This is a genomic window from Pseudomonas sp. SWI44 (genome assembly GCF_002947915.1).
In the GTDB taxonomy this organism is placed as follows: Bacteria; Pseudomonadota; Gammaproteobacteria; order Pseudomonadales; family Pseudomonadaceae; genus Aquipseudomonas; species Aquipseudomonas taiwanensis.
In genome coordinates this window covers 4,360,018-4,371,439 of record NZ_CP026674.1, presented here as the reverse complement: position 1 = coordinate 4,371,439, position 11,422 = coordinate 4,360,018, and the positions used below count along the sequence as shown (strand labels likewise).

Annotated in this window: 2 protein-coding genes; both read right to left on the bottom strand. The window is 65.5% G+C overall.

The annotated features are described in order from the left end of the window. Nucleotide 1 precedes the first annotated feature (1 nt). On the bottom strand, nucleotides 2–3,361 hold the full coding sequence (locus C4Q26_RS20505) for an amino acid adenylation domain-containing protein (RefSeq protein WP_371919551.1): 3,360 nt from the start codon (nucleotides 3,359–3,361) through the stop codon (nucleotides 2–4). Beyond that, the gene (locus C4Q26_RS20500; RefSeq protein ID WP_104883446.1) at nucleotides 3,354–11,258 is read right to left on the bottom strand and encodes a non-ribosomal peptide synthetase; all 7,905 of its coding nucleotides are present in this window, start codon (nucleotides 11,256–11,258) and stop codon (nucleotides 3,354–3,356) included. The genes C4Q26_RS20505 and C4Q26_RS20500 overlap by 8 nt, the downstream gene beginning before the upstream one ends. Nucleotides 11,259–11,422: the final 164 nt, after the last annotated feature.

The following is an 11,422-nucleotide window of genomic DNA, read 5'->3' as shown; positions in this document are numbered from 1 at the left end:
ACTAGGAAATCAGACTTTCAAGCTCTTGTGCTGATAGACGTTTGAGGGCCTCCAAGGATTTAGCCAACTCGTCTTCGACGGGCTGGACGTCTGTTTGCAACTGCTTCACCTGCTCGGCGAACTGCTCGAGGCTGTCACTCTGGAACAGGACCTTGAGTGGCACGTCGAGCCCCAGCTGCTGGCGGATCTGCATCAACATCTGGGTCGCCAGCAGCGAATGGCCGCCGAGGTCGAAGAAGTTGTCGTGCAGGCCGATCCGTTCGAGCTTGAGCAGGGTCTGCCAGACCTGCGCCAACTGTTCCTGCAAGGGGGTCTGCGGCGCCACATAGGCCTGTTGGCGCAGGCTGCTGTCGGGTGTCGGCAAGGCCTTGCGGTCGAGCTTGCCGTTGGGGCTCAGCGGCAGGCTGGTCAGCAGCACCAGGTACGTGGGCACCATGTAGTCAGGCAGCAGACTGCGCAGACGCGCCTTGAGCTGCTCGCCCAACTGCGGCGAATCTGGCTGGTGCGCCACCACATAGGCGGCCAGCTGCGTGTCGGCACCGCTGCCGACCGCCAGCACCGCCGCTTCGCGGACTTCGTCCTGCTCCAGCAGGCGTGCTTCGATCTCGCCCAGCTCGATCCGCAAACCGCGAATCTTCACCTGGTGGTCGATGCGCCCCCTGTACTCGATCACCCCGTCGGCGCGCTGGCGGGCCAGGTCGCCGGTGCGGTACAGGCGCTGGCCGGTGCCGAACGGGCTGGCGACGAAGCGCTCGGCGGTCAGCCCCGGACGGCGGTGGTAGCCTCGCGCCAGGCCTTCGCCACCCAGGTACAGCTCGCCCACCAGCCCCGCTGGCAGCGGCGACAGATCGTCGGCCAGCACGTAGGCGCTGAGGTTGGCGATCGGCTGGCCGATGGGCACGCTGTCCAGGCCTTCGTCGCGGCAGGTCCAGTGGGTCACGTCGATGGCGGCCTCGGTCGGGCCATACAGGTTGTACAGTGCAGCGTTGGGCAGCTTGGCGAACACCTGCTGCTGGGCATCGACCTGCAATGCCTCGCCACTGCACACGATGCGCGACAGGCTGGTGCAGCGCGACACCCCTTCATCCTGCAGGAACACCTGCAGCATCGACGGCACGAAGTGCAGCGTGGTGATGCCCTGCTGCTCGATCAACCGCACCAGGCGCGCCGGCTCGCGGTGATCGCCCGGCGCGGCAACGACCAGGCGGGCGCCGACCATCAGTGGCCAGAAGAACTCCCACACCGACACATCGAAACTGAACGGGGTTTTCTGCAGCACGGCATCCGTGGCATCCAGGCCATAGGCCTGCTGCATCCAGCACAGGCGGTTGCTCAGGGCCTTGTGACGGTTGCCGGCGCCCTTGGGTTTGCCGGTGGAGCCGGAGGTGTAGATCACGTAGGCCAGGTTTTCTGGCTGCGGCTGTACGCCGGTAGCCTCGGTGGAGCACGCAAGGTAGTCCTGCTCATCCACATTCAGGACACGCATCGAGGTCGGCACCGGCAGTTGAGCGCGCAGGTGCGATTGAGTCAGCAGCAATGCGATACCGCTGTCCTCGACCATATAGGCCAGGCGCTCGCGCGGGTATTCAGGGTCCAGCGGCACATAGGCGCCACCGGCCTTGAGCACCGCCAGCAGGCTCACCACCATCTCGACACTGCGCTCCATGCAAATACCGACGAGCACATCGGGGCCGACGCCATGCTCGATCAGTCGGTGCGCCAACTGGTTGGCCTGCTGGTCCAGCTCGCGGTAGCTCAACTGGCGGTCGCCGAACACCAACGCAACCGCATCCGGGGTGTTCTGCGCCTGAGCTTCGATCAAGTTGTGGACGCAGGTGTCCGACGGGTAATCGACGACGGGGGCGTTGATGCCCTGCACCCACTGCTGCAACTCGCTGGCATCGCACAATGGCAAGGCTTGCACCCGTTCGCAGGGGTTGGCCACGATGCCCTGCAGCAAGTTGTGCCAATGACCTAGCAGGCGCTCGGCGCTGCAGCGGTCGAACAGGTCGGTGGCATAGGTCAGGCTGGCCACCAGCCCGGTGGGGCTTTCGACGGTATCCAGGCTCAGGTCGAACTGTGCCGAGCGCTCATCGCGAGTCACCTGCCGCACTTTCAGTCCCGGCACTGCCAGGCGCTGGCCAGCGCCCTCCAGTTGATGGTTGAACATCACCTGGAACAGCGGGCTGTGGCTCATGCTGCGCTGCGGCTGCAGCGCCTGGACCAGTTGCTCGAAGGGCAGGTCCTGATGAGCCTGGGCCTGCTGGGCCGCTTCGCGCACCTGCGCCAGCAAGGCTGTAAAAGGCTGCAGACCGTCGATGCGCGCCTTCATCACCTGGGTGTTGACGAAGAAGCCGATGAGTCGCTCGGTCTCCATTCGGTTACGGTTGGCCACCGGCACGCCCACAAGGATTTCAGCCTGCCCGCTGTAGCGGTGCAACAGTAGCTGGAACGACGCCAGCAACAGCATGAACAGACTCACATCCTGGCGCTGCGCCAACGCTTTGAGCCCATCCAGCAATGCCGGCGCAACGTTCAGGTCGAGCACCGCGCCCTGATGGCTGGCCTGGGTCGGACGTGGCCGGTCGCTGGGCAGGGTCAACACTTCAGGCGCCTCGCCCAGGTGGCCCTTCCAATAAGCCAGCTGGCGATCCCCCTCCCCCGACTCCAGCCATTGGCGTTGCCAGGCGGCATAGTCGGGATACTGGATCGGCACATCGTCCAGTGGCGCGGGCTGGCCCTGCAAGCGGCTGGCGTAGCAGGCAAGCCACTGTTCGACCAGCACGTTGACCGACCAGCCATCGGCGATGCTGTGGTGCAAGGCCAGCACCAGCACATGGTCGTCCGACCCGACGCGCAGCAGATTGATCCGGGCCAGCGGCCCCTGCATCAGGTCGAATGGCTGGCCGGTGCAATGTTCGGCATAGGCCTTGATCGCTGACTCGGTGTCTTCGTTCGCGCCCAGTTCATCGACCACCAGCGTCAGGCGCAGTGCCTCGTCGATCACTTGGCAAACCTGTCCCTGGTGCTCGATGAAGCGTGTGCGCAAGCTGCCCTGATGACGCACCAGGTCGTCAAGGCCGGCCTGCAGCGCAGCCCTGTCGAGGGCACCGTGCAAACGCAGCACTGCCGGGATGTTGTAAGCGCTGCTGGTCGGCTCCAGCTGCCACAGGAAGTGCTGGCGCTGCTGGGCGTAGGACAGCGGCTGCGGCCCCTGCTCCAGAGCCGGCACGATCGGCAGGCGGGCTACGTTGACACCGGCCTGGGCCAGCTTGGCAAACAGCTGCCGACGGCGCTCGCCATCGAGGTTGCGCAGGCGCGCCACCAGTTCCTCTGTACGGTCCTGCTTGTGCTCAGGCATTGCTTTCCTCCAGTTCATCGAGCGCGCCGAAGATCAGGTCGAGCTCATCGGCCGCCTGCCCGGCATCACCTTGCAGATGCGTCGCCAGCTGCCCGAGCTGGCGCAGTTCGTAGAATTCCTTGACCGGCAGCTCGACGCCGAATGCACTGCGAATGCGCGACAGCAGCATCACCGCCTGCAGCGAGTGGCCACCAAGGGCGAAGAAGTCGTCATCCAGGCCAACCCGCTCATGGCCCAGCACCTCCTGCCAGATCAACGCCAGTTGCCGTTCGAGTTCAGTCTGCGGAGCACGGAACCGTGCACACGTCGGTGCAGCGTCGACCGCAGGCAGGGCCTTGCGGTCGAGCTTGCCGTTGGGGCTCAGCGGCAGGCTGGTCAGCAGCACCAGGTACGTGGGCACCATGTAGTCAGGCAGCAGACTGCGCAGACGCGCCTTGAGCTGCTCGCCCAACTGCGGCGAATCTGGCTGGTGCGCCACCACATAGGCGGCCAGCTGCGTGTCGGCACCGCTGCCGACCGCCAGCACCGCCGCTTCGCGGACTTCGTCCTGCTCCAGCAGGCGTGCTTCGATCTCGCCCAGCTCGATCCGCAAACCGCGAATCTTCACCTGGTGGTCGATGCGCCCCCTGTACTCGATCACCCCGTCGGCGCGCTGGCGGGCCAGGTCGCCGGTGCGGTACAGGCGCTGGCCGGTGCCGAACGGGCTGGCGACGAAGCGCTCGGCGGTCAGCCCCGGACGGCGGTGGTAGCCTCGCGCCAGGCCTTCGCCACCCAGGTACAGCTCGCCCACCAGCCCCGCTGGCAGCGGCGACAGATCGTCGGCCAGCACGTAGGCGCTGAGGTTGGCGATCGGCTGGCCGATGGGCACGCTGTCCAGGCCTTCGTCGCGGCAGGTCCAGTGGGTCACGTCGATGGCGGCCTCGGTCGGGCCATACAGGTTGTACAGTGCAGCGTTGGGCAGCTTGGCGAACACCTGCTGCTGGGCATCGACCTGCAATGCCTCGCCACTGCACACGATGCGCGACAGGCTGGTGCAGCGCGACACCCCTTCATCCTGCAGGAACACCTGCAGCATCGACGGCACGAAGTGCAGCGTGGTGATGCCCTGCTGCTCGATCAACCGCACCAGGCGCGCCGGCTCGCGGTGATCGCCCGGCGCGGCAACGACCAGGCGGGCGCCGACCATCAGTGGCCAGAAGAACTCCCACACCGACACATCGAAACTGAACGGGGTTTTCTGCAGCACGGCATCCGTGGCATCCAGGCCATAGGCCTGCTGCATCCAGCACAGGCGGTTGCTCAGGGCCTTGTGACGGTTGCCGGCGCCCTTGGGTTTGCCGGTGGAGCCGGAGGTGTAGATCACGTAGGCCAGGTTTTCTGGCTGCGGCTGCACCTGTGGCGCCATCAGCGGGTAGCCCAGGTGCCCCTGCTGGTCGAGGCACAAGGTGGGCAAGCCTGCTGGCAGCGGCAGTTGTGGCAGTAGCTCGGTTTGAGTCAGCAGCAATGCGATACCGCTGTCCTCGAACATATAGGCCAGCCGCTCGCGCGGGTACTCAGGGTCCAGCGGCACATAGGCAGCGCCGGCCTTGAGCACCGCCAGGAGGCTCACCACCATCTCGACACTGCGCCCCATGCAAATACCGACGAGCACATCGGGGCCGACGCCATGCTCGATCAGTCGGTGCGCCAACTGGTTGGCCTGCTGGTCCAGCTCGCGGTAGCTCAACTGGCGGTCGCCGAACACCAACGCAACCGCATCCGGGGTGTTCTGCGCCTGAGCTTCGATCAGGTTGTGGACGCAGGTATCCGACGGGTAATCGACGAAGGTGGCGTTCCACTGTTCGACCACCTGCGCTTGTTCGAGCGGCGCAAGCATGTCCAGCTCGCCCAGTGTGCGCTGCGCATCCTGCGCCAGGGCGACCAGCAACTGGGCCATATGGTCGTTGATACGGCGAATGCGCTGCGCAGTGAAGTGCGCCAGGTCGAAGCTGTAGTGCAGCGCCAGTCGCTCGCCCAAGGTGACCCCCAGGGTCAGCGGATAGCTGGTCAGGTCGCTGTGCCTGGCCGGGCCAAAGCGCAGGCCCTGCGGCGCCCCATGCTCCAGCGCCTCGGAGACCGGGAAGTTCTCGAACACCAGAATGTTGTCGAACAGCGCCTCGCCGCTGTGACCGACCCAACCTTGCACTTCGAACAGCGCGCTGTGCTCATGCTCGCGCATGGCCAGGCTGAGGTCCTGCAGGCCGCGCAACCATTGCGCCACGGTCTGTTGCGCACGCGGGCTGGCGGCCAGCGGCAGGGTGTTGATGAACAGGCCCAACTGGCGCTCCACGCCAGGCAAGTCGGCCGGGCGACCGGCTACGGTCGTGCCGACGGTCACGCAGTCCTGGCCGGTGTACCGCTGCAACAGCAACAGCCAGGCCGCTTGAACCAGGGTGTTGAGGGTGACTTTCTGCTGCCGGGCGAAGGCGTTCAGGCGCTGCGTCGCGACCGTGTCGAAATCATGATGGAACAGTGCGTGGCCGCTGCCGCTAGCCGGCTCGTCGCCTGCCTTGGCCAACAGCGTCGGTGCCTCGAATGCCGCCAGACGTTCTTTCCAGAAGCGTTCGCTGCTCCGCGCATCGCGCTGTTGCAGCCACTGGATGTAGTCGCGGTAACGCCCAACCGGGCGCTCAGACGCCTGGCCGTGGTAACGCTGCATCACCTCGCCCAGCAACTGCGAACTGCTCCAGCCGTCCATAAGGATGTGGTGGTGGGTGAACATCAGGTGATGACTGTGCTCGCCGGTACGCACTAGGGTCAGGCGCAGCAGGCCGGGACACGACAGATCGAAACCTCGGGCGCGGTCCTGCTCGGCCAGCACTTGCAGGGCGGCTGCCAGGTCGTCACGACCCCGCCAGTCGAGGCGGTTGAAATCCAGCGGCAGCTGGCGGTGGATGATCTGCAACTGCTGCCCAGCGCCTTGCCAGGCAAAGGCACTGCGCAGGATGTCATGGCTGTCCATCGCCGCCTGCCAGGCAGCACGAAAACGCTCGACCTCAAGGCCGTCGACATCCACGCACAACTGGTTGATGTACTCACCACTGCCCTGCTGCAGCAGGCTATGGAACAGCATGCCCTGCTGCATCGGCGAAAGCGGGTAGATGTCCTCGATCTGGCTGGCGGGCACGGGTAGCGCATCCAGCTGGGCCTGGTCGATGTTCGCCAGCGGGAAGTCGGACGGCGTGAGGCCCATGACCTCGGGCTGACAGCAATGCTCGACCACCGCACGCAACTGCCTATCGAAATCCGCGGCCACGCGGTCGATGGTGGCCGTGTCGAACTGCTCGCCGCTGAAAGTCCAGCGCATTTCCAACTCACCGTCGTAGACCTGGCCCTCCACTTCCAGCCAGTTGCCCAGCGGCGCGTCTTCGCTCAATTCGGCACCCGCGCTTTCACGGGCCGGCAGCAACAGCGCATCAGCGTCGAAGCTGGCGTCGAACTGCCCCAGGTAGTTGAAGGTCACGCGCGGCTGCGGCAAGGTTGCCAGCACATCGCACCCAGGCTGCGCCCCCAGGTAGCGCAGTACGCCGAAGCCCAGCCCCTTGGCCGGTACGCCGCGCAGCTGTTCCTTGATGCCCTTGAGGCAGGTGCCCAGGTCCTCGTGGGCGGTCAAACGCAGCGGGAACAGGCTGGTGAACCAGCCAACGGTGCGGCTCAGGTCGACATCGTTGAACAGGTCTTCACGACCATGGCCTTCGAGCTGGATCAGCACGTCGCTCTGGCCAGTCCAACCACGCAGGGTACGGGCCAGGGCAGTCAGCAGCAGGTCGTTGACCTGAGTGCGGTAGGCGGCAGGCGCCTGTTGCAGCAACTGGCGGGTGCCCTCGCGGTCGAGGCGGCTGCGCACGACCTGGCGATGACGGCTTTGCACGCTACCCTGTGGGCGATCGCAGGGCAGGTCGAGCGGGACATCACTCAGTAGGTCGGTCCAATAGCCCAGTGTTCCCTGCATGGCCGGTGCCTGGGCGAGAGCGTGCAGGCGCTCGGCCCAGGTCTGGAGCGAACTGGTCTTGGCCGGCAGTTGCGGCGAGCGGCCCTGGATCAGCTGGGTATAGGCCTGCTGCAAGTCCTCCAGCAGGATGCGCCAGGACACCCCGTCCACCACCAGGTGATGAATCGCCAGCAACAGGCGCTGGCTGCCATCGTTCAAGGTCGCCAACACGGCACGCAGCATTGGCCCCTGGGCAAGGTTCAGACTGGCCTGCGCCTGACTGTTCACTTCACCAAGCTGCTCGACGCTGAGGCCTTCACGGCACCACAACAGGTCATCAGCGCACGCGCTCGGCTCGGCGATCTGCGCCTGCCAGCGCCCGTCCTGCGCCACGAAACGCGAACGCAGGGCATCGTGATGGTTGACGATCGCGCCCAGTGCCTGGCGCAAGGCCCCTGCCTGCAATGCCTGTTTCGGCTGCAGCAGCAACGCCTGGTTCCAGTGATGGCGCGCCGGAATCGCCTGGGCAAAGAAATCGCTCTGGATCGGCAACAAGCCAAGCGGCCCGTGAACTGGCCCCTGGTCGACCACCGCACACGCCTCACCGCGACGAGCGACACTGGCCAGCCCCTGCACGGTCTGGTGCTGGAACAGGTCCTTTGGGGTGAACAGCAACCCGCCCTGGCGCGCTCGGCTGACCACCTGGATCGACATGATCGAATCGCCGCCCAGCTCGAAGAAGTTGTCGGTGATGCCCACCTGCTCACGCTTGAGCACATCCTGCCAGATGCCCGCAATTTGCTGTTCCAGCGCGGTGCGCGGTGCAACATGGTCATGCTGCAGCTGGCGGGTGTCAGGGCGTGGCAGGGCCTTGCGGTCGAGCTTGCCATTGGGGCTAAGGGGCAACTGGGCGAGCAACAGCACCTGTGTCGGCACCATGTAGTCGGGCAGCTGCTCTTGCAAACCAATGCGGATGGTTTCACGCAGCGCAGCTTGGGGGGCTGGGCCTGCATCGACCAACCCGCGGTCGGTCGGCACCACGTAGCCGACCAGTTGCAGGCCGTTGGCCCCCGGCAGCGCCAGCACCAAGGCATCGGCGACTTCTGCGCGCTCCAGCAGCCGGGCTTCGATCTCGCCCAGCTCGATGCGGAAACCTCGGATCTTCACTTGGTGATCGATCCGGCCGGCGTACTCGATCACCCCTTCGGCGTTGAACCGAGCCAAATCGCCGGTGCGGTACAGGCGCGCACCGCACCCACCGTAGGGGTCGGGAATGAAACGCTCGGCGCTCAGGCCTGGGCGCTGGAAGTAACCCCGCGCCAGCAGTTCGCCACCGATCACCAGTTCGCCGACTACACCCACCGGTGCCGGCAGACCGTTGTCGTCGAGCACCAGGATGTTGCGCCCGGGCAGCACGGTGCCGATCGGCAAGGTCAGCGGAATCGGCCGCTGGCCGCTTACATAGTCGTCGCAATCCAGGGTGGTGGCGGTAACCGTCGCTTCGGTCGGGCCATAGGTATTGAGCAGACGCACATGGCCCAGTCCGGCCTGACGCCAGGCCAACAACCCTTCCGGCGGCATTGCCTCACCGCCGCCATGTACCTGGCGCAGCACGCCGTAATCACGCGGGCCGACCGCGGCGAACTCCTTGGCCAGCATGTGCCAGTAGGCTGTGGTCAGGTCCATCACGCTGATGCGCTGCTCGATCAGCTGGCGGTAGAGGGTTTCGCTGTCCCAGATTTCGCTGCCGCGGATCACGACCGAGGCGCCGCAGATCAGGGCCGGGTAAAGCTGCTCGACGAAGCCGTCGAAGTTGAAGGTCGCGAACTGCAGCACCCGGTCAGCGGCGCTGAGGTTGAAAAAACCCAGCGACACGTGGGCGTGGCGCACCAAGGCACGGTGGCTGATACCGACGCCCTTGGGCCGGCCGGTGGAGCCAGAGGTGAACATGACGTAGGCGAGGTTGTCGGCCAGGGCCAGGTTGGGCAGGTCGCTGTCGTCGTCGTGAGCCCAGGCTTGGTCGTGGTCCAGGCACAGAGTCTGCACGCCCTGTGGCAGCGGCAAGCGCTGCAACAGGCTGTCCTGGGTCAGTATCAGGCGGCTGCCGCTGTCCTCGATCATGCATTGCAGGCGGTCGGCCGGGTATTGCGGGTCGAGCGGCACATAGCCGCCTCCAGCCTTGAGTACCGCCAGCAAGCCGACCACCATGTCCAGGCCTCGCTCGAGGGCGATGCCCACCAGTACCTCGCGACCCACACCGCGCTCGACCAGGGTTCGGGCCAGTCGATTGACCTGGGCGTTGAGCTCGCCGTAGGTCAGTCGCCGGCCCTCGAAGATCAAAGCGACCGCGTCTGGCGCGCGCGCCGCCTGGGCCTGGAACAGCTCATGCACTGTCAGCTCGTTCGGGTATCGGGCCTCGTTGCGCCCCCAACCTTCGACCACCTGGCGGTGTTCCTGCTCGTCCAGCAGGGCGATCTCCCCGATACGTTGGCCCGGGTTGCCGACCATCGCCTGCAACACCCGCAGCCAGTGCCGTGCAAAGCGCTCGATGGTGGCTGCCTGGAACAGGTCGCAGGCATAGGTGAAGGCCGCATTGAGCCGCCCCCCCTGCTCGTAGGTGTCCAGGCTCAGGTCGAACTGGGTGGTGCGGCTTTCCCATTCGATGACGCTCAGTTCCAGGCCCTGACCGACGTTCAGGCGAGTGACGTCGGCCACTTCCGGCTGGTGGTTGTACATCACCTGGAACAGGGGGTTGTAGCTCAGGCTGCGTTCGAGCTTGAGGGCATCGACCAGGCATTCGAACGGCAGGTCCTGGTGGTCCTGGGCGCCCATCGAGGCGGCTTTGATTTGGGCCAGCAGCTCGGCCACCGTGGTCATGCCATCCAGCCGGGTGCGCAGCACCTGGGTGTTGACGAAGAAACCGATCAGACCCTCGACTTCGTTGCGATTGCGGTTGGCAATGGGTACGCCGATGCGCAAGTCGCCCTGGCCGCTGTAGCGGTGCAGGACAATGTTGAAAGCCCCCAACAGCAGCATGAACAGGGTCACCCCCTGCTGCCGCGCCAGCGCGCGCGCCTGCTCGACCCACTGCGCATCGAGGGTCAGTTCATGGCGACGGCCCTGGTAGGTCGGCTGCACTGGGCGCGGGTGGTCGGTGGGCAGTTCCAGCACCGGGTGTTCGTCGCCCAACTGCGCCTTCCAGTAATCCAACTGGCGTTGCTGTTCGCCTGCCTCCAGCCAGCGACGTTGCCACAGGGCGTAGTCACTGTACTGGACCTGCAGCGCCGCCAGTTGCGGCTGGATGCCTTGGTCGTGTGCGTCGTAGAAACGGCAGAATTCATCGATCAGCACGCTCATCGACCAGCCATCGGAGACGATATGGTGCAGGGTCAGCAGCAGCACGTGCTCCTGCTCGTCAAGACGCAACAGGCGCACCCGCAGCAGCGGGCCCTGGGCCAGGTCGAACGGCTGCAGCGCCTGGGCTTCGGCCTCGGCCGCGACTTCGGCTTCGCGCTGCTCGGGCGACCATTGGCCGAGGTCGCGCCAGGCAATGCTCAACGCCTGCTCGCACGGGACCTGGCACAGGCTGTCGTCCGGCATCTGGCGGAACACCGTACGCAGGGTTTCGTGACGCTCGACCAGGCTGGCGAAGGCCTGCTCGAGGGCCTGACGGTTGAGCACGCCCTTCAGGCGTACCGCAGCCGGCAAGTTATAGGCGCCGCTGTGTGGGTCCAGGTGCCAGAGAAACCACATCCGCTGCTGGGCAAAGGACAGGGCTTGGCGGTCTTCGGCAGGCACATCACAGGGAATCGGGAACTGGGAGAAGTCCACCCCTTCCTTGCGCAACGCCGCCAGAAATACCTGGCGTTTTTCCACGGGCAGACCGATGAACCGGCGAGCGAGTTTCAGGGCGTCTTCAGCATTCATTTCTTGGCATCCGGAGCGTGGGTCGAATGACCCGATGACAGGTCGTCCCTATAGAACGAACCCAGACCGGAAAAATTAGCGCCGGCCTCTCGGTGGGCCGCGTAACGGTTAAATTGCCGGGCGCACGACTCGTCCACTCGGTGAACCCGATGCCAAAGGACCGA

Excerpts from the sequence above, each read along its gene's own strand:
- C4Q26_RS20505 (WP_371919551.1), bottom strand. The coding sequence starts at position 3,361 with ATGCCTGAGCACAAGCAGGACCGTACAGAGGAACTGGTGGCGCGCCTG.
- C4Q26_RS20500 (WP_104883446.1), bottom strand. The coding sequence starts at position 11,258 with ATGAATGCTGAAGACGCCCTGAAACTCGCTCGCCGGTTCATCGGTCTG.